Origin of the sequence: Micromonospora sp. C28SCA-DRY-2, from assembly GCF_030519475.1 — a bacterium.
Classification (GTDB): domain Bacteria; phylum Actinomycetota; class Actinomycetes; order Mycobacteriales; family Micromonosporaceae; genus Micromonospora.
Map to the genome: position 1 here is coordinate 1388292 of NZ_JAUMKD010000001.1, position 23727 is coordinate 1412018.

The window sequence follows — 23727 nt, forward strand, 5'->3', positions numbered from 1 at the left end:
CCTCTGCGAGGTGCCATGTCGACCTCTCTGCTCGACCCGAACAACGCCGCCGGCCCCAAGCCACTTACCCAGGGGGCGCAGTCCCCAGGCATCCTGGTCGCCCTCTGGGCGTTCGTCGTGATCCCCTTCGTAGCCCTGATCGCGGCCGTCCCGGTCGCCTGGGGTGGCTGGTTGAGCTGGACCGACGTGTCCATCGCCCTGCTCTGGTACGTGGTGTCCGGGCTCGGCATCACGGTCGGCTACCACCGCTACTTCACGCACGGCTCGTTCAAGGCCAAGCGGTGGCTGCGGATCGCGCTGGCCGTCTCCGGTTCGCTGGCGGTGCAGGGCGAGATCATCCAGTGGGTCGCCGACCATCGCCGCCACCACGCCTTCTCCGACCAGGAGGGCGACCCGCACTCGCCGTGGCGGTTCGGCGAGAGCCTCGGCGGGCTGACCCGCGGGATGTTCCACGCCCACGTCGGCTGGCTCTTCGGCCGCGAGCTGTCCAACCGGGAGCGGTTCGCGCCGGACCTGCTCGCCGACCGGGACATCCGCCGGGTGGACCGGCTCTTCCCGCTGCTGGTCACCGTCTCGGTGCTCGGCCCGGCGCTGATGGGCGGCCTGCTCACCTGGTCCTGGCAGGGCGCGCTCACCGCGCTCTTCTGGGGCGGGCTGGTGCGGATCGCGCTGCTGCACCACGTGACCTGGTCGATCAACTCGGTCTGCCACGTCTACGGCGAGCGCCCGTTCGCGGTGCGCCAGGGCGACCGGGCGTCCAACTTCTGGCCGCTGGCGATCCTGTCCTTCGGTGAGAGCTGGCACAACCTGCACCACGCCGACCCGACCAGCGCCCGGCACGGTGTGCTGCGCGGGCAGGTGGACATCTCGGCCCGGGTGATCTGGCTGCTCGAGAAGGTCGGCGCGGCCTACAACGTGCGGTGGCCGAAGCCCGAGCGGATCGCCGCGAAACTCGTGAAGCCGGTCGCCGAGCCGTAAACCGGGCAGTGCCGGCGGGGGTTACCTGGCAGTATTGCCGGGTGACCGAGCGAAGCGCTGGCCCCATCCCACGACAGGGCGTCACCGAACGCCGGCGAGGTGACGACATGGCGGACGCCGCGGGCAAGGACGCGGGCACCGGCCGGCGGCGGGTGGTCCCGGCGGCGGCGGGCAAGGCCACCTCGCGGGTGCGGATGTCGGCGGCGCAGCGCCGGGAGCAGCTGATCTCGATCGGCCGGCAGATCTTCGCCGAGCGCGGTTTCGACGCCACCTCGATAGAGGAGGTGGCGGCCCGCGCCAAGGTCTCCAAGCCGGTGGTCTACGAGCACTTCGGCGGCAAGGAGGGGCTGTACGCGGTGGTGGTGGACCGGGAGGTCCGGTCCCTGCTGGACCGGATCACCACGGCGCTGACCGCCGGTCACCCGCGGGAGCTGTTGGAGCAGGCGGCGTTGGCCCTGCTCGGCTACATCGAGGAGGAGACCAGCGGGTTCCGGGTGCTGGTGCGGGAGTCGCCGGTGATGTCGGCGACCGGCAACTTCAGCAGTGTGATGAACGACGTGGCGCACCAGGTGGAGCACATCCTGGGCGCGGAGTTCTCCAGCCGGGGCTACGACCCGAAGCTGGCCGAGCTCTACTCGCAGGCGCTGGTGGGCATGGTGGCGCTGACCGGCCGCTGGTGGCTGGAGGTGCGCAAGCCGCGCAAGGAGACGGTGGCCGCGCACCTGGTGAACCTGGCCTGGAACGGGTTGTCGCACCTGGAGGCCAAGCCGGGCCTGATCACCGTGCGGAGGCGCTGACCGGCGCTCAGGACCGGCGCAGGTGGGACTCGTGCACCGGGTGGTTGCGGTGGGTCCGCAGCTCCTCCGCGTGCTCGTCGGTGCCGACCTTGCCGTACAGGCCGGTGCCGAGCAGGATGAGGCCGAAGATCATCGAGACCACGACGGTGGACATCGAGAAGTTGAGGAAGTTGGCCTCGGTCTGCAGTACGGACATCATGAGGATGCTGGTGACCAGGAAGACGATCCCGGCGGTCAGGTTCATGTAGTGGCCGAGGTTGCCGCGCCGCGAGGCCCCGATGATCAGCACGATCCCGAACACCACGGAGGCCAGGGCGAAGGCGAGGTTGGTGCGGAGCCCGAGCACCCAGTGGCCGTCGCGTTCGAAGAGCGGGTCACCCCAGGTCTGTGCGACGCCCCAGACGCCGAAGACCAGGATGTAGAGGCCGACCAGCCCGGCCAGGGCCCGGTAGATCGGCCGTGCCGGATGGTTCACCGGGAAGTGCACCATCGCCCGTCCTCCGTCCGAATGGCTGCGATTCACCAGGATTGTCACCCGGGCCACCCGCACCTGTCTGTTGAACCGCCAGCCGGGTCCTCGGCGAACGACGATCAGGCCCGGACGGGCCGGGCCCGGATACGACTTCGCCGGAGCCGGACCTGCGCGGGGCAGGTCGGGCTCCGGCGAATCCGGAGGCGCAACCCTGGATCAGAGGACGAGGCGGGCCTTCTCGAACGCCTCGCGCTCCTCGTCGGTGCCGACCTTGCCGTACATGCCGACCATCAGCAGCACCAGGCTGAGCACCATCAGCACGATGACGGTGGCGATGCTGAAGTTGAAGATGTTGGCCTCGGTCTGGATGAACGCGAGCCCGGCGAGGCTGACCACCATCAGCAGGTACGCCAGCCACTGGTTGACCACCACGTCGACGTTGCGGCCGATCGCGGTGCCGGCCAGCACGGCGAGCCCGATCAGGATGCTGATCAGCGAGAAGCCGAGGTTGGTGCCCTGCCCGAGGGCCCGGGTGTCGTCCTGGGCGAGGACCTCGTTGCCGGCGCTCGCGATGATGCCGAGCACCCCGAAGACGACCAGGTACAGACCGGTGAGCCCGCCGATCGCCCGGTAGACCGGCCGCGCGGGGTGGTTGACGGGGGTGTGGGCCATCTCTGAGTCTCCAACGCCGTTCGGGTGAGGGTTCGCCGACGATTGTCCCGCACGTCGAGGTGTGACGCCGCACACGGGTCCCGGTGTGGCGGGACCCGGGTGCGGCGGGGCCGGTCAGCTCGCCGGGATCTCGTCGGCGAGGGTCAGCCACGCCTCCTCGGTCCGCTCCCGCTCGCCCCGCAGCTCCTTGAGCTGGGCGTCGAGTTCGGCGACCTTGGCGTAGTCGGTGGCGTGCGCGGCGAGCTGGTCGAGCAGCGCCGTCTCCTTCTGCTCCAGCTTGGCGACCTGCCGTTCCAGCCGGGCCAGTTCCTTGCGGGCCTGCCGCGCCTCGGCGGCGGACATGCCGGCGGCCGCGGGGGCCTTCGGCTGGGTGGGCGTCAGGGCTTCGGCCGGGGCGGCCCGGCCGGCGGCGCGGGCCAGGTACTCGTCGACGCCGCCGGGCAGGTGCACCAGCCGGCCGTCGCCGAACATCCCGTACGCGGTGTCGGTGACCCGTTCGATGAGGTAGCGGTCGTGGCTGGCCACCACGATGGTGCCGGGCCAGGAGTCGAGCAGGTCCTCCAGCGCGGCCAGGGTGTCGGTGTCCAGGTCGTTGGTGGGCTCGTCGAAGAGCAGCACGTTCGGCTCTCCGGCGAGCAGCCGGAGCATCTGCAGCCGGCGCCGCTCGCCGCCGGAGAGGTCGCTGACCGGGGTCCAGAGCCGCCGGTCGTCGAAGCCGAAGATCTCGGCGAGCTGGGCGGCGGAGATCTCCCGGTCGCCGAGCTGGACCCGCCGGGCGACCTCCTCGACCGCTTCGAGCACGCGCAGCTGGCCGGGGAGTTCGGCGAGTTCCTGGGAGAGGAACGCCGCCCGCACCGTGGAGCCGGTGGCGAAGCGGCCGTCGTCGGGGCGGGTGACGCCGGCGAGCATCCGGAGCAGGGTGGTCTTGCCGGCCCCGTTGGCGCCGAGGACGGCGATCCGGTCGCCGGGCCCGACCTGCCAGGTGACGCCGTCCAGGATGGTCTTCGGCCCGGCGTGCAGGGTGACCTGCTCCAGGTCGTACACCTGCTTGCCGAGCCGGGCGGTGGCGAGCTTCTGCAGCGACATGGTGTCGCGCGGCGGTGGCACGTCGGCGATCAGCGCGTTGGCCGCCTCGATCCGGAAGCGCGGCTTGGAGGTGCGGGCCGGCGCGCCGCGGCGCAGCCAGGCGATCTCCTTGCGGAGCAGGTTCTGCCGGCGGGCCTCGGTGGCGGCGGCGACCCGCTCGCGCTCCGCCCGGGCCAGGGTCCAGGCGGCGAAGCCGCCGTCGTAGGACCGGACGGTCTGGTCGGCGACCTCCCAGGTGGTGGTGCAGACGGCGTCGAGGAACCAGCGGTCGTGGGTGACCACGACGAGGGCGCCCTTGCGGCCGAGCAGGTGCCGGGCCAGCCAGTCCACGCCGCCGACGTCGAGGTGGTTGGTGGGCTCGTCGAGGATGAGCAGGTCGCAGTCGCGCACCAGCAGCGCGGCCAGGGCGACCCGGCGGCGCTCGCCACCGGACATCGGGCCGACCGGCTGCTCCAGGCCGAGGTGCGGCATGCCGAGCCCGTCCAGGATGGCGCGCACACCGGCGTCGCCGGCCCACTCGTGTTCGGCGCCCATGCTCTCGCCGAGCCAGGCGGTGCCGAGCACGACGTCCCGCACGGTGGCGTCGGGGGCGAGCTGGAGGCTCTGCGGCAGCCAGGCGACCCGCAGGTCGCGGCGGTGGGTGACCCGGCCGTCGTCCGGTTCCTCCTGCTTGGTGAGCAGCCGCAGCAGGGTTGACTTGCCGGCGCCGTTGAGCCCGACGACGCCGATCCGGTCGGCGTCGTCCAGGCCGAGCGAGACGTCGGTGAGCAGCGGCCCGGCGGCGCCGTAGCCCTTGGACACCCGGTCCAGGTTGACGATGTTGGCCACTACCCACCTCCCATGATCAAGGCGTCCCGGGTGCGGGACGCCTGTGACAGTCGAGGGTACGCGGGCGCCGTGCCCGTCCGGCCGGGCGCCGGGCCCCTGTCGGTCAACCGCCCCGCGCACCCGCTTGTTCCGTCCCCGCCCCGAGGGCCCGACAGGCCGGCGGGCGGCGGGTGATGACCGGCTCAGACGATGCGTGCCCCGGCGACCGGTCCGTGCGCCACCCGGGCCTCCCGGCACACCCCGGCCGCCGTCAGCTCGGCGGCGATCCGCCCGGCGTGCGCCTCGTCGGTGGCGAGGAAGACGCAGGTCGGCCCGGAGCCGGAGACGAGGCCGGCGAGCGCGCCGGCCGCCTCGCCGGCCTTCAGGGTGGCGGCCAGCGACGGGCGCATGGCCAGCGCGGCGTCCTGGAGGTCGTTGCCGAGCGCGGCGGCGAGCACCCGCGGGTCGCGCTGGCGCAGGGCGGCGAGGAGCGCGTCGGTGCTGCCCAGCGGGGGGCGGGCGGTGCCGGCCGCGCGGAGCCGGTCGAGTTCGGCGTAGGCGGCCGGGGTGGAGAGCCCGCCGTCGGCGATGGCCACCACCCAGTGCCAGGAGGTGGGGCGGGCCAGCACCGGGCTGACCGCCTCGCCCCGGCCGGTGCCCAGCGCGGTGCCGCCGTGGATCAGGAAGGGCACGTCGGAGCCGAGGTCGGCGGCGATGCCGGCGAGTTCGTCGCGGGACAGCCCGGTGCCCCAGAGCGCGTCGCAGGCGACCAGCGCGGCGGCGGCGTCGGCGCTGCCGCCGGCCAGCCCGCCGGCGAGCGGGATCTGCTTGCGCAGGTGCAGCCGGGCGTGCGGGAGGACGCCGGCGTACCCGGCGAGCGCGTGGGCCGCCCGGATCACCAGGTTGGAGTCGTCCAGGGCCAGCTCACCGGTGCCCTCACCGGCCATGGTGAGGGTGAGCGTGTCGCCGCGGCGGGCGGTCAGCTCGTCGTAGATCGAGATGGCGTGGTAGACGGTGTTCAGTTCGTGGTAGCCGTCCCGGCGCAGCGGGCCCACCCCGAGGTGCAGGTTGACCTTGGCGGGCACCCGTACCCGGACCGGCCCGCTGGCGCCCCGCCGCCGCTCGTCCTCGTCGTCCGGTCGCCACGCCTCGGTCACGGGACGTCCCGCGGGCACGGGCGGACCTCGAACGGCTTCTCCACGATCTGCTCCTCGGCGCAGTGGCGGCCGGGCTCGCACCGGCCGCCGACCAGGGGGTACGGGTACACGTGCAGCGGCCCTCGGCGGACCCGGCGCCAGCCTACTGGGCGGCGGAGGCGGCGGCCGGAGCCGACGCGGCGATGGCGGCGAACTGCTCCACGGTGAGTGACTCACCGCGCGCGCCGGGGTCGACACCGGCGGCGGTGAGCGCCGCGGCGGCCCGGTCGGCGCCGCCGGCCCAGCCGGCCAGCGCGGCGCGCAGGGTCTTGCGGCGCTGCGCGAAGGCCGCGTCCACCACGGCGAAGACCCGTTCCCGGGGTACGTCCGGCCGGGGCGGTTCGCGGCGGGTGAAGGCGACCAGCCCGGAGTCGACGTTCGGCACCGGCCAGAACACGTTCGGCGGCACCCGACCGGCGGCCCGGGACCGGGCGTACCAGGCGAGCTTGACCGACGGCACGCCGTACACCTTGGAGCCGGGGCCGGCGACCAGCCGGTCGGCCACCTCCTTCTGCACCATCACCAGGCCGTGCCGCAGGCTGGGCAACTCGGCGAGCAGGTGCAGCACCACCGGCACGGCCACGTTGTAGGGCAGGTTCGCCACCAGCGCGGTCGGCGCCGGCTCGGCGAGGTCGGCGGCGCCGACGCGCAGCGCGTCGGCCCGGTGCACGGTGAGCCGGCCGGCGTCCGGGCCGGCGTGCCGCGCGGCGGTCTCCGGCAGCGCCCCGGCCAGCACCGGGTCGATCTCGACGGCGTGCACGTGCGCGGCGACCGGGAGCAGGGCCAGGGTGAGCGAGCCGAGGCCGGGGCCGACCTCCAGCGCCACGTCCTCGGGGGTCAGCCCGGCGGCGGTGACGATCCGGCGGACGGTGTTCGGGTCGTGCACGAAGTTCTGGCCCAGCTTCTTGGTGGGCGCGACGCCCAGCCGGGCGGCGAGGTCCCGGATCTCCGCCGGGCCGAGCAGGCCGCCCGGCCCGCGCGGCGGCTCGGCGCCGGCCGGGCTCACCACGGCCCGAAGACCCGGTCGCCGGTGGCGGAGATCGCCGCGCAGAGCTCGTCCAGGTCGGCGCCGGTGGTGGCGGCCAGCGACCGGACGGTCAGCGGGATCAGGTACGAGGCGTTGGGCCGGCCCCGGTGCGGCATCGGGGTGAGGTAGGGGGCGTCGGTCTCCACCAGGATCTGGTCCAGCGGGGTGAGCGCGGCGGCCTCGCGCAGCGGGCCGGCGCTGCCGAAGGTGACGGTGCCGGCGAAGCTGAGCAGGTAGCCGCGGCGCACGCACTCGGCGGCGAAGTCGGCGTCGCCGGAGAAGCAGTGCAGCACCACGGTGTCCGGCGCGCCCTCGTCGTCGAGGATCCGCAGCACGTCGGCGTGCGCGTCGCGGTCGTGGATGACCAGGGCCTTGCCGTATCGCTTGGCGATCGCGATGTGCGCCCGGAAGCTCTCCTCCTGGGCGGCGCGGCCCTCGTCGCCGGTGCGGTAGAAGTCCATCCCGGTCTCGCCGACGCCGCGGACCCGGTCCCGGGCGGCCAGCGCCTCGATCTCGCGCAGCGCCTCGTCCAGGTCGGCCAGCCGGGGCGCCTCGTTGGGGTGCAGCGCCACGGTGGCCAGCACCGCCGGGTGGCGCTCGGCGGTCTCCGCGCCCCAGCGGGAGGAGTCGACGTCCACCCCGACCTGCACCAGCCGGTCGACGCCGACCGCGGCGGCGAGGGCGACGGCCGCGGCGACCGGGTCGTCGGCCGGCCCGCCGCCGGGTACGCCGGCCTCGCTGACGGTGATGTCGAGGTGGGTGTGGCTGTCCAGCACCGGGCCGGGCAGCGGCTCGGGCGCGGGCGGGAACTCCCCGGCGCGGCGGGCGGCCCGGGCGCGCCGGGACTCGCGCCCGGTCGTCTCTTCGGTTGGCTCGGTCATCACCCAAAGGATCACACACCGGCCGGGTCCACCCGAGCGCCACCTGACGTTCACCTCGGCTACCCAGGGCGACTCTACGGTCGCGGGATGGGTGAGCGGACCGTGGTGGGGAGGTGACGACATGAGCGAGCGACAGCGAGCGAATCATCGACTCAGCGCGGACATGCCTCATGACGGCACGCAGCAAAGCGGAGTGCCGGCATGAGTGTCCTGCCCCGGGCCGGCGGGGACGCCGGTCAGCGGACCGGGCTGCGGGTGGCGTACGGCGGCGCGGTGTATCCGGCCGAGGAGATCGCCCGGGGTGCGGCGTACGAGGTGTTCAGCGCCGACGAGGTGGCCGGCTTCGAGCGGTCACCGCGGCCGGGCAGCGCGCTGCCGTGGCGCCGGTTCGTGCACGTCACCGAGGTGAGCGCGGTGTACGGGGCGCCGGCGCCGGCCGAGGAGCCGGAGGCGCCGCTGATGCTGCCGGCGCACCGGGAACGCGGCTTCGCCCAGGTGCAACAGTTGAGCCAGCAGCCGGCCGCCGCCGGCGACCCGGTGCTGGCCGCGGTGCGCGGCTCGGCGCTGATCCGGCGGGGCACCCGGATGGTCAAGGTGCTCTCCCCCGGCCAGCTCGCCGGTTACCTGCGCGGCTGGCTGCCGCACGGCTTCTGCTACCGGGAGCACGACGTGGCGCACCTGCGCGGTGCGGCGGCCACCGCGGTGCTGCGTACCGACTCCGACAGCGGGCCGGGCGACGTGACGTACGTGCTGCGCTGGCGGGCGGCCGACCCGGGCGACTACGAGGCGCCGGTCGGCGCGGCGCACCGGGGGCTGACCGCCCTGCCGCCCCGGGACCGGCTGGGCCCGCCGGTGCTGGGCACCGGGTTCGTGCCCAGCGGCAGCCAGCTCGTCCCGGAGTTCGTCACCCGGGACTTCGCCGACCTGCCGATGCCGGCCAACGCCACCCTGCTCGCCTATCCGGCGGAGGGGGTGGAGGTGGTGCTCTACAGCTACCAGGCGGAGCAGCGGGGCTGGCTGCGGATGGTCGGCCCGCAGTGGCGGCACCTGCTCGCCGCGGTGCCGGGGCTCTCCCCCGACCAGGAGTACCTGCCGACCGGCGAGGTGCCCCGCTCGACCCAGCTGGTCGGCGCGTACGGCGGCGGCGAGTACGAGGCGGTGGCCGACCTGCCCGGCGGGTTCCGGGTGCTGGCGATGACCCGGGCCGCCCGCTACCCGGTCGAGGCGGTGGCCCGGCGGCTGCGCCACGCCCGCTGGCGGGGGGTGGACTGCCTGGTGCTCCGGGAGGAGGCCGGCTGGCTGCGGATCCGCCTGCGCCGGCCGGATCCGGACGCCGTGGCCGCTACCGGGGCGCAGTGCCAGGAACGGGGCGTCTACGAGACCTGGGCGCCGGCCGCGGAGGTCACCGACGACCGGGTGGTGGATCTGCCCTACCACCTCTGACCGGAATACCGGACCGGGGTGCGGGAATGCGCCGGGCGAGTTGACCACGAGCCCGATTTCAGGAGTGAGCATGCCCTTCATCACCGTGGGTACGGAGAATTCCGCCCCGATCGACCTGTACTACGAGGACCACGGCAGCGGCCAGCCGGTCGTCCTGATCCACGGTTTCCCGTTCAGCGGGGCGACCTGGGAGAAGATGAGCGGTCCGCTGCTCGCGGCCGGCTACCGGGTGATCACCTACGACCGGCGGGGCTTCGGCAACTCGGCGCAGCCCAGCGTGGGCTACGACTACGACACCTTCGCCGCCGACCTCGACGTGCTGATGACCGAGCTGGACCTGCGCAACACCATCCTGGTCGGGCACTCGATGGGCACCGGTGAGGTGACCCGCTACCTCGGCGCGTACGGCTCGAACCGGGTGGACCGGGCGGTGCTGTTGGCCCCGCTGGCACCGTTCCTGCTGAAGACGGCGGACGACCCGGAGGGCGTGGAGAAGAGCCTCTTCGAGGGCTTCAAGCAGGCGATCATCGACGACCGCTTCGCCTTCCTCACCCAGTTCTGCAACAACTTCTTCAACTGGGACGAGAACAAGGGCAAGGTGGTCAGCGAGGAGGCGTACCGGGCGCACTGGGAGATCGGCGCGCGGGCCTCGGCGAAGGGCAGCCACGACTCGGTGGACGCCTGGTTGACCGACTTCCGCAACGACGTGCCGAACATCGACGTCCCGGTGTTGATCATCCAGGGCGACAAGGACAAGGTGCTGCCCTTCCCGGCGACCGGCCAGCGTCTGGCGCCGATGCTGCGCGACGCCAAGCTGGTCACCCTGAACGGGGCACCGCACGGCATCCCGTGGACGCACCCGACCGAGGTGAACAACGCGATCATGGAGTTCATCGGCGCGCCGGCGATGGCCCGCGCCTGACCGCGTACGCGACGCGGCCCCGGGGGAGTCCCCCGGGGCCGCGTTCCGCGTACGCCGGCTCAGCCGCCGAGCCGGGCCAGTTCCTCGTCCACGATCGACGGGTCGAGCTTGCGGAAGACCGGCTTCGGGGCGGCCAGCGGCCGGCCCACCGCCAGCGGCACCGACTCCCAGCGCGCGCCGACCGTGTAGTCCCCGGTCAGCACCGGGTACGCCGGCCCGCCGTCGAGGTCCTCGACCTCCTCGATGACCGGCATCGGGGCGTGCACCCCGGTGCCGCCGAGCAGCTCGTGCACCTTCTGCGCGGAGTGCGGCAGGAACGGGGTGAGCAGCGTGTTGGCGTCGCTGACCACCTGGAGGGCGACGTGCAGGATGGTGCCCATCCGCGGCTTGTCGGCGGCGTCCTTGAGCTTCCACGGCGCCTGCTCGGAGAGGTACCGGTTCGCCTCGGCGACCACCCGCATCGCCTCGCCGATGGCCTGCTTCTGCCGGTGCCGGGCGATCAGGTCGCCGACCGTGGCGAAGCCGGCCCGGGCCACCGCGAGCAGCGCCTCGTCGGCCTCGGTGAGCCCGGCCGGATCGACCGGCGGGATCTCGCCGAAGTTCTTCGCCGCCATCGAGATGGACCGGTTGACCAGGTTTCCCCAGCCGGCGACCAGCTCGTCGTTGTTGCGGCGGAGGAACTCGGCCCAGGTGAAGTCGGTGTCGTTGCTCTCCGGGCCGGCGGCGGCGATGAAGTAGCGCAGCGCGTCGGCGTCGTAACGCGCCAGGAAGTCCCGGACGTAGATGACCACCCGGCGGGACGAGGAGAACTTGCGCCCCTCCATGGTCAGGTACTCGCTGGAGACCACCTCGGTGGGCAGGTTGAGCCGCCCCAGCTGGCCCGGCTCGCCGTCCCGCGACCCCTCGCCGGAGTAGCCGGCGAGCAGCGCCGGCCAGATCACCGAGTGGAAGACGATGTTGTCCTTGCCCATGAAGTAGTAGGCGCGGGCGTCCTTGCCCTCGGCGTCGGCGGACCACCACTTCCGCCAGGCCTCGGGGTCGCCGGAGCGGCGGGCCCACTCGATGGAGGCGGAGAGGTAGCCGATCACCGCGTCGAACCAGACGTAGATCCGCTTGTCCGCGCGGTCCCGCCAGCCCTCCAGCGGGATCGGTACGCCCCACTCCAGGTCCCGGGTGATCGCCCGGGGCTGGAGGTCGTCGAGCAGGTTCCGGGAGAACCGCAGCACGTTCGGCCGCCACCCCTCGCGGGTGTCCAGCCACTGCCGCAGCACGTCGGCCAGGGCCGGCAGGTCGAGGAAGAAGTGCTCGGTCTCCACGAACTCCGGCGTCTCGCCGTTGATCTTCGAGCGGGGGTTGATCAGGTCGATCGGGTCGAGCTGGTTGCCGCAGTTGTCGCACTGGTCGCCGCGGGCGCTGGCGTAGCCGCAGATCGGGCAGGTGCCCTCGATGTAGCGGTCGGGCAGGGTCCGCCCGGTGGACGGGGAGATCGCCCCCATGGTGGTCTTCGGCACGATGTAGCCGTTGCGGTACATCCCCTCGAACAGTTCCTGCACCACCGCGTAGTGGTTGCCGGTGGTGGTGCGCGTGAACAGGTCGTAGGAGAGGCCGAGGCCGTGCAGGTCCTCCACGATCACCCGGTTGTAGCGGTCGGCCAGCTCGCGCGGGGTGACCCCCTCGGCGTCGGCCTGCACCTGGATCGGGGTGCCGTGCTCGTCCGTGCCGGAGACCATGAGCACGTCGTGGCCGGCCATCCGCATGTACCGGCTGAAGACGTCGGAGGGAACGCCGAAACCGGAGACGTGGCCGATGTGGCGCGGGCCGTTGGCGTACGGCCAGGCTACCGCCGCGAGAACGTGACTCATGACCAGCAAGCCTAGTGACCCGGGCGGCGCGGTCGCGAACCAATAGGGCTCCGCGGGTCGGCGGTCCGGCCGGGCCGCCTCGACCATTGGTCCGATTTGTCACCGACACGCGCCGTGAACTGCCAATCCGCCTTCCAACGGCGGTGTCCAATGAACATCGTGACTGGCAGACGAGCGACCCACGACCACGACGAGCGTCCGTCCGGACCGGCCGTCGGGGACGCCCGCCGGGACTCGGTCGGGCCACCACGGGCCGGCGCCGTCGCGCCGCATCCCCGGCCGGAGGCCACCCCGTCGGCCCCCGCCGCCGACGACCCGGCGGCCGGGCCACCGGTCGAGGTCGAGCCCACCACCGGGGCGCCGGTGGACGCCGTCCCGCGCCGGGTCCCGGTCCGGCAGCCGAACCGGGGGCGCCGCCGCCGCGGGTCGCCCTCCGACGGGGGTACGCCGGGCGGCGACGAGGAGTTCTGGGCGCCGATCGAGGAGGTGCACTGGGACGGCACCCCGATCCGGCCGGACCGGCCCGCCGACCGGCCGGCGGGGGACGGCGCGACCCGGACCCGGCGCGCCGACCGGACGCCGCGCCCGCCCGACCCGCCGCGCGGGTTGGCCGTGCTGCTGGGCCTGAGCCTGGCGGCGGCGTTCTTCGCCTGGGTCAGCGCCGGCCCGTTCTGGGTCGCGTTGGGGCACGCCACGCGGGGCACCGTGGTGGTGGTCGACTGCACCGGCGGCGGGCTGGGCCAGCGCTGCCGGGGCATCTTCACCGCCGCCGAGGGGCGGTACGTCGCGCACGGCGTCCGGGTCAGCGGGGTGCCGGCCGGGCGCACCGCGCCGGGCTCCACCCTCGCCGCCCGGATGACCGGCCCGGACGGCGGCACCGCGTACGCGGACCACGGCGTCGGCGCCCACCTGCGCTGGCTGCTCGGGCTGCTGGGGGTGGCCGGCTGCGCGGCCGGGACCGCCCGGTGGACCGGGGCCACCCGGCTCGCCGACCCCCGGCACCGCCGCTGGGCGGTGGCCGCCGCCGCGGCCGGCCCGGCGCTGATCACCGCGGGTTTCCTGGTCGCCGCCTGGTAGCCGGACCGGCCCGGCCGCGGGCGGCGCTGCCGGCAACGCGGCGCGGAACCGCCCCGACTGCTCCCGGCCGGCCGGGCCGACGCGGCCGGGCCGCGACGCGGCGCCCTACGCGTGCACGACCGTGTAGACCTCGCGGCGGCGCAGGCCGAACTCGGCGGCCACCTCGGTGATCGCGTCCCGGCGGGTCAGGCCCGCGGCCTCCCGGGCGGCCACCGCCGCGCGCAGCGTGTCGTCGTCCGGGCGTTCCGCGGCCACCTCGGGCGCGCCCCCCACCACCAGGGTGATCTCGCCCCGGGGCTCCTCCTCGGCGGCCCACCGGGCCAGCTCGCCGAGCGGGCGGCGGACCACCTCCTCGTAGGTCTTGGTCAGCTCGCGGCAGAGCGCGGCCGGCCGGTCCGGGCCGAACGCCGCGGCCAGGTCGGCCAGCGCCGCGCCGATCCGGTGCGGCGCCTCGAACAGCACCAGCGTGCGCGCCTCGGCGGCCAGCGCGCGCAGCCGGGACCGGCGGGCGGCCGGCGTGCGGGGCAGGAACCCCTCGAAGCAGAACCGGTCGCTGGGCAGCCCGGACAGCGCCAGGGCGGTGGTCACCGCGCTGGGCCCGGGTGCGGCGGTGACCGGGACGCCGGCGTCCAGCGCGGCCCGGACCAGCCGGTAGCCGGGGTCGGAGACGCTCGGCATGCCCCCATCGGTGACCAGGGCGACCAGGTAGCCGGCGGCCAGCACGTCGACCAGTTCCGGGGTACGCCGCTCCTCGTTGCCCTCGAAGTAGGAGATGATCCGCCCGGGGACGGTGACGTCGAGGTCGCGGGCCAGCCGGGTGAGCCGGCGGGTGTCCTCGGCGGCGACCACGTCGGCGGTGGCGAGCACCTCGCGGAACCGGGCGGAGGCGTCGGCGGAGTTGCCCAGCGGCGCGCCGAGCAGGACCAGGCGCCCGGTGTCGGACATTTCACCCACGATTGGTGCTCCTTCATCGACGGTCGTACCGGTATCGGAGACGACGGGCGCCACCGGGCACCTTCGGAGCCTACGATCGCCGGGTGACGAGTGCGTCGACAGCACAGAGCGCGGGTCAGACGGAGGCGGAGCGCACGCCGGCCGGCGGCGACCCCGGGCGGGCGTCGCAGGAGGCCGGCGGCGGCGTCCCCGGCGTGGTGCGCCGGCGGTTGGCCACCGTCGACGCCCGGCTGGACGGGCGCTCCTGGCTGGCCACGGCCGTGGTCGTGGCGATCGCGGCGATCCTCCGCTTCGTCGGGCTGAGCGGCCCGAACGGCAAGATCTTCGACGAGATCTACTACGCCCGGGACGGCTGGGGGCTGGTCGACAAGGGCGTCGAGTGGAACTACAAGGACGGCGGCCCGTCGTACGTGGTCCACCCGCCGCTGGGCAAGTGGCTGATCGGGCTCGGCGAGTGGGCCTTCGGCTACTCCGACGCCGAGCACAACATCTCGGTGCCCGGGCACCTGGTCACCACCGCGCCGGAGTTCGGCTGGCGCTTCTCCGCGGCGCTGATCGGCACCCTGTCGGTGCTGCTGCTGGTGCGGATCGGCCGGCGGCTGTTCCGGTCCACCGCGCTGGGCTGCGCCGCCGGGCTGCTGCTCGCCCTCGACGGCTTCCACCTGGTGCTGTCCCGCACCGCGCTGCTCGACATCTTCCTGCTCTTCTTCGTGCTGGCGGCGTTCGGCGCCCTGGTGCTCGACCGGGACGCGCGGCGGCGCCGCTGGGCCCGCGCGCTCGACGCCGGGCTGGACCCGTCCCGACCGGGCCGGGCCGGGCGGCCGGACACCGGCTGGCGGGACTGGCCCTGGTGGCGGCTGGCCGCCGGGGTGCTGTTCGGCTGTGCCTGCGCGGTGAAGTGGAGCGCGCTGTACTTCCTGCCGGCGTTCGCGCTGCTGGTGCTGTTCTGGGAGGTCGGCGTGCGCCGCTCCGCCGGGGTACGCCGGCCGTGGCGGGACACCCTGCTCGACGAGCTGCCCTGGCTGGTGCTGGCCGGGGTGCTGATGGTGGCCACCTATCTGGCCACCTGGACGGGCTGGTTCCTCAGCGACGACGGCTACTACCGGCTCGCCGAGAACTACCCGAACGCCCCGCTGAGCGACACCCCGGTCATCGGGGCGCTGAACAACCTGTTCCAGTACCACAAGGCCGCGTACGGCTTCCACACCGGCCTGGACGACCCGCACAAGTACCAGTCGTGGCCGTGGCAGTGGCTGCTGCTGGGCCGGCCGGTGGCCTTCTACTGGTCGGGCGACGGGGCCTGCGGGGCGCCGAGCTGCGCCTCGGAGATCCTGCTGCTCGGCACGCCGCTGCTCTGGTGGTCGTTCCTGCCCGCCCTGGTGGCGCTGGCCTGGCTGGGTGCGGCCCGGCGGGACTGGCGGGCCGGGGCGATCCTGCTCTGCGTGGCGGCCGGGCTGCTGCCCTGGTTCTGGTTCGCCCTCGACGGCCGGACGATGTTCTCCTTCTACACCGCCCCGGCGCTGCCGTTCCTGGTGCTGGCCGTGGTCTACGTGCTCGGCGCGATCGTCTCGCCGGCCGGCCCGCCCGATGACCAGGTGGCCGCCGACCCGGAGGCCGGCCGGGACCGCCGGTTGGTGGGGGGCGTGATAGCCGGCGGCTACGTGCTGCTGGTCGCGCTCTGCTTCGCCTACTTCTACCCGATCTTCGTCGGGAAGCTGATGACGTACGCGGAGTGGTCGGCGCGGATGTGGCTGGACGGTCGCTGGATCTGAGTGCCGGCGCCGATACCGACGGTGACCACCGGAAACGCCCTCCGCACATAGATGCGCGCCCCGATCGCCTGCCACGGGGGAAGCGGGCGATTGGGGCGCGCATGAAGAGCTTAACCACCCCGCACCACCGGCACAACGGGTCGACTTGGGTCAGATTTCCGACGGATGCGCCGCCGGACACATGGTTTACATCCGACAATCGCCGATCCACAGCTTTCGTGCCCGCTTCCCCACATTTGCGCCCTTCGATCGGCGTGCATCAGCCGATGTCGAGCCGTCTCCGGCGGGCGCCGGGGCCGGCGGCGGGTGACGGCGGTGGCGCGCGGCCACGCCGGACCGGGTCGCCGTGGACGGGGTCCGGCGCGGGGCGGGCTTCGGCCCGCCCGGCGTCACCAGGATCTGGACTGGCGCGGCAGCCAGCCGGTGAACCTCAGCTGGAGGACGCGCTCCGGGATGCCCCGCAGATCCTGCGTCGCGGCGGCGAGGCAGGACCCGAGGTAGACGGCGAGGGCGGGGCGCTCGCCCCGGTACTCGTCCAGCAGGCGGCGCTGCTTCGCGGCACACGGCCACTCGCCGCCGCAGGTCTCACAGGTCCAGGCGGGCACCACCGGTAGGTGGTCGTTGCCCAGCTCGGATGCACCACCGCTCATGGGGGCACGGCCCTTTCCGGTCCGAGGACGACGACGCGCGGATCGCCGACCTCCGTACAGTGTGGACGGCACCCGGTGCTCCCCAGTCGGCACTGCGTGAAGCGCCGGTGGCTCCCGCCGCGTTACACGGTTGCGGTAGGTTGCCGAGTCGTGGCGAGGGTGGGGCACAGCGCCGACCGGGTACCGGCCCGGCCGGCACGCCGGGAGCGTACCGCGGACGGCCCCGATGCGTGACCTGCTGCCGGCGGCGGTGGCCGTGGCGGTGGCCGGGCCGGACGACTGGACCGGGCAGTTGCTGCCCGCCGAGCGGGACTGCCTCGCCGAGCGGGCGGTGGAGACCCGCCGCCGCGACTTCACCGCCGGGCGGGTCTGCGCCCGGCGGGCGATGGCCGCGCTCGGCCTCTCCCCCGCCGCCGTACCCTCGGCCGCCGACCGGTCGCCGGTCTGGCCGGCCGGGGTGGTCGGCAGCATCACGCACACCCGCGGCTACTGCGCCGCGGCGGCCGCGCGGGCCACCGAGGTCCGCTCCGTGGGCATGGACGCCGAGCAGCACCGCGACCTCAATCCGGGCGTACGCCGGCTGATCTGCCTGCCCGAGGAGGACGAGCGCTGCGCCCGGCTGCCCGCCGGGATCTCCTGGCCGGCGGTGCTGTTCAGTGCGAAGGAGACCGTCTACAAGGTCTGGCACCCGGTCGTCGGCACCTGGCTGGACTTCCACGACGCCCTGGTCACGGTCGACCCGGAGGCGGGGACGTTCACCGCCCGCATCGCGCCGGCCCGCCTCGACGCCGCCCCGGTGGCCGCGCCGCCCCGGATCACCGGCCGGTTCACCGTGGACGCCGGGCTGGTCCGCACCGCCGCGGTCCTGCTGCCCTGACCCGCTCCGCGACGCTGGCCCGGGGCGGCGCCCCGAACCGGCCCGCCGTGACCCCGCCTGGCCGGCAGGGCGGATCATCGACCCGAACAGGGGACCACCAACTCGCACCCGGCACGGAATGATGCAGGGTTGTTTGCGCACGGTAGCGTCAGGCAGTTCTCGATCGTCATCAGGTGCCTAGGAGTACGGTGAGCCACCCCCAGCCCCCTTACGGGCCGCAGGATCCCCACCAGCAGAACCCGGAGCAGCAGCAGCCGTACCCGCCGACGGCCCCGATGCCGCAGTTCCCCGCCGACCAGGGCGGTTACCCGCCGCCCCCGCCGGCGGCGCAGCCACCCGGCGACCCGTGGGCCCCGTTGCCCCCGGTCTCCGGCGCCCCGCAGCCGCCGGCCTCCGGCGGGGGCGACCCGTGGGCCGCGCCGCAGCCCCCGGTCTCCGGCGCTCCCCAGCCGCCGGTCTCCGGCGCCCCGCAGGCCCCGGTCTCCGGCGAGCCGTGGGGGGCGCCGCAGGCACCCGTCTCCGGTACGCCCCAGCCGCCGGTCCCCGGGCAGCCGTGGGCGCCGCCGGTCTCCGGCGCACCGCAGCCGCCCACCTCGGGCGTCCCCGGCGCCTACGGGGCGCCGGCGCCCGGTGCGCCCGGCTACCCGCTCGGCGCCCCGCAGCCGGTCGCCCCGAACGGCGGCAAGAAGAAGACGGTCCTGATCATCGCGATCGCGGCGGTCGTGCTGACCCTGCTCTGCTGCGTCGGCGGCATCGTGGCGATCGTCGCGAGCGCGGACAAGGCCGCCGACGAGGTGGCCGAGGCGCTGCCCACCCCGATCACCACCGGTGCGCCGGGCCTGCCCAGCGGCGCGCCGAGCGCCTCCGCCGGTGGCGAGACCGACGGCGAGACCTTCAACATGAAGCCGGGTGACACGCTGGTGCTCTCCGACGACGAGGGCACCGTCGAGATCACCGTCACCAAGTTCACCACCGCCACCAAGGGCTGCCGCTCGTACGCCCCGAAGCCCGACAAGGGCCTCTACCTGATCGCGCACGTGACGGCCAGCGTCACCAAGGGCAAGGGCTCGATCAACCCGTTCTACTTCGAGTGGGTGGCCGCCGACGGCACCACCGTCAACGGCCTGGCCAGCGCCCTGTCGGGCTGCGGCGACACGCTCAGCTCGGGGAACAACCTGCGGGCCGGCAGCAAGCGGACGGGCACCGTGGTGTTCGACGTGGCCGACAAGAACGGCGCGCTGGAGTACCAGCACCGGTTCGAGGCCGCGGGCTCCTGGAAGCCGTAGTCCGAGCGTCCCTCCTGGAGGGCCGGTCCCGGTCGGGGCCGGCCCTCGCCGTTCCCGCCCGGCTCCCCGGCCCGAGGCGGGCCGGGGAACCCGCGGCACGTCCCGCCCGACGTGGCAGCTCGGAGGGCCATCGTCGTGGCCCCCCGCGACCGGCGCGCACTGGCTAGGATCCCCGGCCATGCACCCACAGCCGCCGGCCGGGGAGGCCGCCCTCCGCGACGGCCCCGGGCAGGACCGGCCGCCGCCCTCGGCGCGCCGCCCTCGCCGGCGGGCGCTGCTCGTCGCGGCCGTCCTCGTCCCCGTCCTGCTCGCCGCGGCCGTGGTCACCTACCTGGCCGGCGGCTTCCACGACGAGGGCCGGTTCCGCGCCGAGCCGCCGGCCTGCGCCACGGTCGCGCCGAGCGTACGGCTGCTCGGCCCCGCGTACGCCCTGGAGCAGGACGACACCAACAACTGCGACCTGCTGCTGCCCCCGGAGCATCCGAGCTACGTCCCGGCGCCCACGATCACCGTCTCCTACTACGTCGCCACCCCGCGCCGCAGCGACGCGCCGGACGCCGCCGCCGAGCAGTTGCGCCGGCTGGCGGCCGGCTTCGTGCGGCTGCCGGATGTGGGCGACGAGGCGTACCTCCGGGACCGGAGCATCTTCCTGCGGGTGAACAACCTGGTGGTGGGGATCGTGGTGTTCCCCCGGGTGGTCAGCACCGAGGAGCAGGTGCTGGCCTTCGCCACCGATCTGGCCGACCGCCTGGGGGACGGCTGAAGCCGTACCGCCGCGCCGCCGGGACGGGACGGGACGGAGCGGGCCACGGTCACCCGATCCCGTCCGGACAGGAGGCGAGAGCGGCGATGGGAAGCGACGACGAGGACCCGTACCGGCACCTCGGCCGTCCGGCGGCCGGGCAGCGGTCGGCCCCACCGGCGGGTGGACGCGCGCGCCGCGGCCGAGGCGTGCTGGCCGCGGCGGTCGCCGTCGTGCTCGGGCTCACCGCTGGTTGCGGCCAGCCCGCCACCGTCGAGGGGACGCCCGGGCAGCCGACCACGGCGGCGGCCACCTCCGACGGGGCGGGCCCGGTGCCGTGGGTGTCGGCGCTGGTCGCCCGGGACGGCACCAGGGTCACCGTCTACACCGGGCCCGGCGAGGCGAGGTGCAAGGAGTTGTACGAACCGAGCGCCACCGTCACCGAGCAGGACGCCACCCAGGTCGTCGTCGCGGTGCGCGGCCGGGTCATCGACTCGGTCGACTGCGCGGCCAGCGGCACCGCCGTACCCCTCGTGGTGTCGCTGCCGGAGCCCCTCGGCGACCGCGTGCTGCGCGATCCCGCGACCGACGCGACCCATCCCACCTACCACGAACGCGAACTGCCCGACCTGGACGCGGACCAGCGGTGGAGCCCGTACGAGTCGCACTGGATGTCCACCGACGAGGGCTGGCACCGCGGCTACAACGGCCCCGACGGCTCCGGGCTGCTGCTGAGCGCGCAGCCGACGATCGCGGCGTCCCGGTCCGAGGCCGTCGCCACGGTACGGATCGGCTCGCGCGACGGGGACGTCACCGGCCAGCGGGGACGGTGGTGGACGGTGTGGTGGGAGGCCGGTGGGGTGACCTATTCACTGCGGCTGATGCCCCGTGAGGGCGGCTCGTTCACGCTCCAGGAGTTCGAGCGCGAGCTGGCCCGGCTGAAGTGGCGCTGATCCCCTGATCCGCGTTCGCCCGCAGCGGGATTCCCGCACACCCCGGGTTTCCCGTACCGACGGGCGGGGACGCGGGTCGCAGGGGCGGAGACCGCGCATCCGCCCGGAGCGACAGGGAGGCGACATGAGCTTCGAACGGGCGAACGACCGGGTCGAGCAGGTGGCCGGCCCCGCCAAGGCACAGCTGGGCAACATGAACCAGGACGAACGGGCACAGGCGGAACGGGTGATGCAGCGGGACCGGATCCGGGGCGAACAGCCCGGCGAGCACGTGCAGGAGGACGCCCGGGACGTACGGGAGGATTTCTCCGGCTGACCCGGCGTGCGGGCGCCGGGAAGGGCCGTTTCTCCGGGGGAAACGGCCCTTCCCGTATCGCCGGCGGTGGGCGGCGGACCGCCGGCGGTCAGTCGAGGACCAGGTCCACGGCCGCGAGCTGGTCCGGGTCGGCCACCACCTCGATGCCGATGATCCGGTCGGTGACCACGAAGCTGAGCACGAGGCGGACCCGGCCGCCGACGACCACCGCCGCTCCCGGCGCGCCGTCGACGAACGCCGGCACGGCGCCCTGCGCCCGCCCGGAGAAGAACGCGGCCACGACGGCGGAGCCGTGCGCGGCTCCGGCCCCGCCCATCCCCGCGGCGGTCGCGTCGGAGCGTAGGACGACGTGCGGGTCGAGCAGGGTGAGCAGGTCGTCGAAGCGCCCCTCCCGGGACGCGGCGAGGAACGCCTCGACCACGCCGCGCTGCCGGGCCGGATCCGTCTCCGGCGCCGACGGTCCGCTCTGCACCCGGCGGCGGGCCCGGCTGGCGATCTGCCGTACGGCGGCCGGGCTGCGGTCGACCACGGGCGCGAGTTCGTCGAACGAGACGGCGAACATGTCGTGCAGCACGAAGACCAGCCGCTCGGTGGGGCCGAGGGTCCGCAGCACCACGTCCAGCGCCCGGCCGACCGACTCGGTCAGCAGCGCCTCCCGCTCCGGATCGACCTCGTCGGCGGTGCCGGGCTCGTCGGCGGCGGTGTCCGCGGGCTGTTCGTGCCGGGTGGCGCTCGCCCCCAGCCGGTCGAGGCAGACCCGGCCGACCGTGGTGGTGAGCCAGCCCGGCAGGTTGTCGATGCCCTCGACGTCGGCCCGGCTGAGCCGCAGCCAGGTGTCCTGGACCGCGTCCTCCGCCTCGGCCGTGGAGCCAAGCATCCGCCGGGCCACCGCGCGCAGGCGCGGACGCTGCTCCTCGAAACGCTGCGCCAACAGTTCGGTGTCAGTCATCGCCCCCGCAATTCCGGCCGGCACCCCGGCCTGCGCGTGACGGGCGTCACATCTGTCACGCCGTCCGTCCCGCTGTCGACATCTCGGTGACGGACGAGAACGCCACGGCGAGGGACGCCGGCGAGCGTAACAGGAAGGACCGGACGAGATGACTGTGCAGGCCCGTATGCCCAACCCCGCCGGACTGCTCCCGGACTCGGTGCAGGCGATCAACCTGCTCTACAAGGCGGCGCACTCCGCCGGCGTACCCAACAGCACGCTGGAACTCGTGCACCTGCGCGCCAGCCAGATCAACGGGTGCAGCGCCTGCGTCGATTCCGGCGCCCGCGGCGCCCGGAAGGCGGGCGAGACGGAGGAGCGGCTGTTCGCGGTGGCCGCCTGGCGGGAGACGCCGTACTTCACCGATGCCGAGCGGGCGGCGCTGGCGCTCGCCGAGGCCGCGACCCGGCTCGCCGACCGGGCCGACCCGGTCTCCGACGAGGTCTGGGCCGAGGCCGCGCGCCACTTCGACGAGAAGCAACTGGCCGCGGTGGTGCTCTGGGTGGCCACCACCAACTTCTTCAACCGGTTGAACGCCACGACCCGCCAGCCCGCACCGCAGAACTGGGGCTGAACGGACGCCGGCAGCGGCGTGGGCGGCGGTCGCCGGACCGCCGCCCGCGTACGGTCGCGGCCTTCACCGGGTCCGGCCCGAGCGGGACGGGGCCGTGCTACAACTGACCCCGATGAACGCGCAAATCATCATAAGTCGGACATGGTGACGCGGGCCGGCGCGGGACGCCTCGGAGACACCGCGATCCCCCGCTCGGCGACCGTCCTGGAACTGCTGTTCGACATCGTCTACGTGTTCGCGCTCGCCCGGCTCGCCGGGCGGGTCGCGGACGACCTCACCTTCCTGCGGCACGCGCTCCTCTCCGAGGCGGGCCAGACGGTGCTGTTCTTCACGGCGATGTGGATGGTCTGGTCCCTCAACGCGCTGATGACCAGCGCCTACGATCCCCGCCGGGCGGACATCCAGATCCTCTTGCTGGCCTCGATGTTCGGCACGCTGGTGCTGGCGGTCTCGTTGCCGCAGGCGTTCGGCGAGCGTGGCGTGATCTTCTCCGTCACGTACGTCCTCATCCAGGTGGGCCGCCCGCTCTACCTGACCCTGGCCTGGCGCGGCGACCCGGCGTGGCGGGCGCCGGCCCGGGTGCTGAGCTGGCACGTGCTATCCGGCGTGTTCTGGATCGCCGGCGGCATCAGCGGCGGTCTCGGCCGCGGCGTCTTCTGGACCATCGCCCTCGGCATCGAGATCCTCGGCTTCGCGCTGAGCTGGCCCGCGCCCCGGCTCGGCGCCACCCGGCCGAACTACCGGACGATCTCCTTCGACCACCTCGCCGAGCGGTACAACCAGTTCTTCATGATCGCCCTCGCCGAGGTGGTGCTGGAAACCGGCGCCGCCATCGGTTTCCCGGGCTTCTCCACCAAACGGACCGCCGTGCTCGTCGCCGCCTTCCTGGCCGTCGTGGCCTTCTGGCGGATCTACTTCTACCACGGCGGGCCCCGCGATCCGGCGACTGCCGGCCGGCCGACCGAGGCGGCCATGCGGCTCTCCGAGTGGTCCAGCTTCGGCCTGCTGCTCATCGTCGGCGGGGTCATCTGCACGGCTGTCGGCTTCGGCCAGGTCGTCGAGGACCCGGCCCCGCCGGTCGACTGGGCGCTGGTGGTCGTCATCTTCGGCGGGCCGGCACTCTTCCTGATCGGGCGGGCCTCCCTCGACCGGCCGTCCCGGGGCGAGCCGCGCTGCCGGGTGCTCTCCCTCGGCGTACTGGCGCTGGCCGTGGTGGCTCCGGTCACGCTGCTGCTCCCGCCGATCGCGGCGGCCCTCGCCGTCGCGTTGATCCTGACCGGGATCGCCGTCTACGACGGGCTCGTCCACCGGCCCGGGCCGGAGACGAACCCGGCGTTCTAGCCGCCTCGCGGTCCGCCCGCGCCACCAGCGCCGACCTGCTCGGCCCTGCCGCCG

At 74.2% G+C, this 23727-nt stretch carries 23 protein-coding genes; 13 read left to right on the forward strand and 10 right to left on the reverse strand.

What is annotated here, in order from left to right; genetic code table 11:
- The first annotated feature begins 15 nt into the window (after window positions 1–15).
- The gene (locus Q3W71_RS06420) at window positions 16–978 is read left to right on the forward strand and encodes an acyl-CoA desaturase (RefSeq protein ID WP_302918338.1); all 963 of its coding nucleotides are present in this window, start codon (window positions 16–18) and stop codon (window positions 976–978) included.
- A gap of 107 nt (window positions 979–1085) precedes the next feature.
- A complete protein-coding gene (locus tag Q3W71_RS06425; RefSeq protein WP_302918339.1) occupies window positions 1086–1775 on the forward strand; it encodes a TetR/AcrR family transcriptional regulator in 690 nt (229 codons plus the stop codon).
- Window positions 1776–1782: 7 nt separating this feature from the next.
- Here the strand turns inward: Q3W71_RS06425 and Q3W71_RS06430 are convergent, their stop codons facing one another.
- The 6 genes from Q3W71_RS06430 to Q3W71_RS06455 all read right to left on the reverse strand — a co-directional run bounded on the left by Q3W71_RS06430 (window position 1783) and on the right by Q3W71_RS06455 (window position 7916).
- Complete coding sequence (locus tag Q3W71_RS06430; RefSeq protein ID WP_302918340.1) at window positions 1783–2265, reverse strand: DUF4383 domain-containing protein; 483 nt, start codon at window positions 2263–2265, stop codon at window positions 1783–1785.
- A 198-nt stretch (window positions 2266–2463) separates the two neighbouring features.
- The gene (locus tag Q3W71_RS06435) at window positions 2464–2919 is read right to left on the reverse strand and encodes a DUF4383 domain-containing protein (protein ID WP_302918341.1); all 456 of its coding nucleotides are present in this window, start codon (window positions 2917–2919) and stop codon (window positions 2464–2466) included.
- A gap of 114 nt (window positions 2920–3033) precedes the next feature.
- Window positions 3034–4833, reverse strand: a complete 1800-nt coding sequence (locus Q3W71_RS06440; RefSeq protein ID WP_302918342.1) for an ABC-F family ATP-binding cassette domain-containing protein — start codon at window positions 4831–4833, stop codon at window positions 3034–3036.
- A gap of 182 nt (window positions 4834–5015) precedes the next feature.
- Window positions 5016–5969 (reverse strand): 4-(cytidine 5'-diphospho)-2-C-methyl-D-erythritol kinase, encoded by a 954-nt coding sequence (locus tag Q3W71_RS06445; RefSeq protein ID WP_302918343.1) that lies wholly within the window; start codon window positions 5967–5969, stop codon window positions 5016–5018.
- Window positions 5970–6111: 142 nt separating this feature from the next.
- On the reverse strand, window positions 6112–7014 hold the full coding sequence (gene rsmA, locus Q3W71_RS06450) for a 16S rRNA (adenine(1518)-N(6)/adenine(1519)-N(6))-dimethyltransferase RsmA (protein ID WP_302918736.1): 903 nt from the start codon (window positions 7012–7014) through the stop codon (window positions 6112–6114).
- Window positions 7011–7916: a TatD family hydrolase gene (locus Q3W71_RS06455; RefSeq protein WP_302918344.1), complete on the reverse strand. Its 906-nt coding sequence runs from the start codon at window positions 7914–7916 to the stop codon at window positions 7011–7013. The genes rsmA and Q3W71_RS06455 overlap by 4 nt, the downstream gene beginning before the upstream one ends.
- Before the next feature lie 201 nt (window positions 7917–8117).
- On the opposite strand from Q3W71_RS06455, the gene Q3W71_RS06460 reads away from it, so the two are divergent.
- Together Q3W71_RS06460 and Q3W71_RS06465 are read left to right on the forward strand one after the other, a co-directional pair.
- Window positions 8118–9359 (forward strand): hypothetical protein, encoded by a 1242-nt coding sequence (locus Q3W71_RS06460; protein ID WP_302918345.1) that lies wholly within the window; start codon window positions 8118–8120, stop codon window positions 9357–9359.
- Window positions 9360–9429: 70 nt separating this feature from the next.
- Window positions 9430–10281: an alpha/beta fold hydrolase gene (locus Q3W71_RS06465; protein WP_302918346.1), complete on the forward strand. Its 852-nt coding sequence runs from the start codon at window positions 9430–9432 to the stop codon at window positions 10279–10281.
- A 59-nt stretch (window positions 10282–10340) separates the two neighbouring features.
- On the opposite strand, the gene metG is transcribed toward Q3W71_RS06465, so the two are convergent.
- The gene (gene metG / locus Q3W71_RS06470) at window positions 10341–12143 is read right to left on the reverse strand and encodes a methionine--tRNA ligase (protein WP_302918347.1); all 1803 of its coding nucleotides are present in this window, start codon (window positions 12141–12143) and stop codon (window positions 10341–10343) included.
- A 150-nt stretch (window positions 12144–12293) separates the two neighbouring features.
- Between metG and Q3W71_RS06475 the strand changes: the two genes are divergently transcribed.
- Window positions 12294–13220, forward strand: coding sequence for a hypothetical protein (locus tag Q3W71_RS06475; protein ID WP_302918348.1), 927 nt, complete (start codon window positions 12294–12296; stop codon window positions 13218–13220).
- A gap of 105 nt (window positions 13221–13325) precedes the next feature.
- On the opposite strand, the gene rsmI is transcribed toward Q3W71_RS06475, so the two are convergent.
- Window positions 13326–14174, reverse strand: a complete 849-nt coding sequence (gene rsmI / locus Q3W71_RS06480) for a 16S rRNA (cytidine(1402)-2'-O)-methyltransferase (protein ID WP_302918349.1) — start codon at window positions 14172–14174, stop codon at window positions 13326–13328.
- Between the two features lie 194 nt (window positions 14175–14368).
- Between rsmI and Q3W71_RS06485 the strand changes: the two genes are divergently transcribed.
- Window positions 14369–15946, forward strand: coding sequence for a dolichyl-phosphate-mannose--protein mannosyltransferase (locus Q3W71_RS06485; RefSeq protein WP_302918737.1), 1578 nt, complete (start codon window positions 14369–14371; stop codon window positions 15944–15946).
- Window positions 15947–16335: 389 nt separating this feature from the next.
- Here Q3W71_RS06485 and Q3W71_RS06490 read toward each other — a convergent pair whose 3' ends face one another.
- Window positions 16336–16596 carry a hypothetical protein gene (locus Q3W71_RS06490; protein ID WP_302918350.1) on the reverse strand — a complete coding sequence of 87 codons (261 nt, stop codon included), beginning with the start codon at window positions 16594–16596 and terminating at the stop codon, window positions 16336–16338.
- Between the two features lie 226 nt (window positions 16597–16822).
- Between Q3W71_RS06490 and Q3W71_RS06495 the strand changes: the two genes are divergently transcribed.
- The 5 genes from Q3W71_RS06495 (at window position 16823) to Q3W71_RS06515 (ending at window position 20770) form a co-directional block, all read left to right on the forward strand.
- Window positions 16823–17473, forward strand: a complete 651-nt coding sequence (locus Q3W71_RS06495) for a 4'-phosphopantetheinyl transferase (RefSeq protein ID WP_302918351.1) — start codon at window positions 16823–16825, stop codon at window positions 17471–17473.
- 188 nt (window positions 17474–17661) lie between these two features.
- On the forward strand, window positions 17662–18759 hold the full coding sequence (locus Q3W71_RS06500) for a DUF4352 domain-containing protein (RefSeq protein WP_302918352.1): 1098 nt from the start codon (window positions 17662–17664) through the stop codon (window positions 18757–18759).
- Between the two features lie 178 nt (window positions 18760–18937).
- Window positions 18938–19522 carry a hypothetical protein gene (locus tag Q3W71_RS06505; protein WP_302918353.1) on the forward strand — a complete coding sequence of 195 codons (585 nt, stop codon included), beginning with the start codon at window positions 18938–18940 and terminating at the stop codon, window positions 19520–19522.
- Window positions 19523–19608: 86 nt separating this feature from the next.
- Window positions 19609–20454, forward strand: coding sequence for a hypothetical protein (locus Q3W71_RS06510; RefSeq protein ID WP_302918354.1), 846 nt, complete (start codon window positions 19609–19611; stop codon window positions 20452–20454).
- Window positions 20455–20578: 124 nt separating this feature from the next.
- Window positions 20579–20770, forward strand: a complete 192-nt coding sequence (locus Q3W71_RS06515) for a general stress protein CsbD (RefSeq protein ID WP_302918355.1) — start codon at window positions 20579–20581, stop codon at window positions 20768–20770.
- Window positions 20771–20858: 88 nt separating this feature from the next.
- Here the strand turns inward: Q3W71_RS06515 and Q3W71_RS06520 are convergent, their stop codons facing one another.
- Entirely contained in the window at window positions 20859–21719 is an 861-nt protein-coding gene (locus tag Q3W71_RS06520; protein ID WP_302918356.1) for a sigma-70 family RNA polymerase sigma factor, read from the reverse strand.
- A gap of 148 nt (window positions 21720–21867) precedes the next feature.
- Here Q3W71_RS06520 and Q3W71_RS06525 point away from each other — a divergent pair, with 148 nt between their 5' ends.
- Window positions 21868–22332 carry a carboxymuconolactone decarboxylase family protein gene (locus tag Q3W71_RS06525; RefSeq protein ID WP_302918357.1) on the forward strand — a complete coding sequence of 155 codons (465 nt, stop codon included), beginning with the start codon at window positions 21868–21870 and terminating at the stop codon, window positions 22330–22332.
- A gap of 141 nt (window positions 22333–22473) precedes the next feature.
- Window positions 22474–23673 carry a low temperature requirement protein A gene (locus Q3W71_RS06530; RefSeq protein ID WP_302918358.1) on the forward strand — a complete coding sequence of 400 codons (1200 nt, stop codon included), beginning with the start codon at window positions 22474–22476 and terminating at the stop codon, window positions 23671–23673.
- Window positions 23674–23727 lie beyond the last annotated feature (54 nt).

Excerpts from the sequence above, each read along its gene's own strand:
- Q3W71_RS06420 (WP_302918338.1), top strand. The coding sequence starts at position 16 with ATGTCGACCTCTCTGCTCGACCCGAACAACGCCGCCGGCCCCAAGCCA.
- Q3W71_RS06425 (WP_302918339.1), top strand. The coding sequence starts at position 1,086 with ATGGCGGACGCCGCGGGCAAGGACGCGGGCACCGGCCGGCGGCGGGTG.
- Q3W71_RS06430 (WP_302918340.1), bottom strand. The coding sequence starts at position 2,265 with ATGGTGCACTTCCCGGTGAACCATCCGGCACGGCCGATCTACCGGGCC.
- Q3W71_RS06435 (WP_302918341.1), bottom strand. The coding sequence starts at position 2,919 with ATGGCCCACACCCCCGTCAACCACCCCGCGCGGCCGGTCTACCGGGCG.
- Q3W71_RS06455 (WP_302918344.1), bottom strand. The coding sequence starts at position 7,916 with ATGACCGAGCCAACCGAAGAGACGACCGGGCGCGAGTCCCGGCGCGCC.
- Q3W71_RS06460 (WP_302918345.1), top strand. The coding sequence starts at position 8,118 with ATGAGTGTCCTGCCCCGGGCCGGCGGGGACGCCGGTCAGCGGACCGGG.
- Q3W71_RS06465 (WP_302918346.1), top strand. The coding sequence starts at position 9,430 with ATGCCCTTCATCACCGTGGGTACGGAGAATTCCGCCCCGATCGACCTG.
- metG (WP_302918347.1), bottom strand. The coding sequence starts at position 12,143 with ATGAGTCACGTTCTCGCGGCGGTAGCCTGGCCGTACGCCAACGGCCCG.
- Q3W71_RS06475 (WP_302918348.1), top strand. The coding sequence starts at position 12,294 with ATGAACATCGTGACTGGCAGACGAGCGACCCACGACCACGACGAGCGT.
- Q3W71_RS06490 (WP_302918350.1), bottom strand. The coding sequence starts at position 16,596 with ATGAGCGGTGGTGCATCCGAGCTGGGCAACGACCACCTACCGGTGGTG.
- Q3W71_RS06495 (WP_302918351.1), top strand. The coding sequence starts at position 16,823 with ATGCGTGACCTGCTGCCGGCGGCGGTGGCCGTGGCGGTGGCCGGGCCG.
- Q3W71_RS06505 (WP_302918353.1), top strand. The coding sequence starts at position 18,938 with ATGCACCCACAGCCGCCGGCCGGGGAGGCCGCCCTCCGCGACGGCCCC.
- Q3W71_RS06510 (WP_302918354.1), top strand. The coding sequence starts at position 19,609 with ATGGGAAGCGACGACGAGGACCCGTACCGGCACCTCGGCCGTCCGGCG.
- Q3W71_RS06515 (WP_302918355.1), top strand. The coding sequence starts at position 20,579 with ATGAGCTTCGAACGGGCGAACGACCGGGTCGAGCAGGTGGCCGGCCCC.
- Q3W71_RS06520 (WP_302918356.1), bottom strand. The coding sequence starts at position 21,719 with ATGACTGACACCGAACTGTTGGCGCAGCGTTTCGAGGAGCAGCGTCCG.
- Q3W71_RS06525 (WP_302918357.1), top strand. The coding sequence starts at position 21,868 with ATGACTGTGCAGGCCCGTATGCCCAACCCCGCCGGACTGCTCCCGGAC.
- Q3W71_RS06530 (WP_302918358.1), top strand. The coding sequence starts at position 22,474 with ATGGTGACGCGGGCCGGCGCGGGACGCCTCGGAGACACCGCGATCCCC.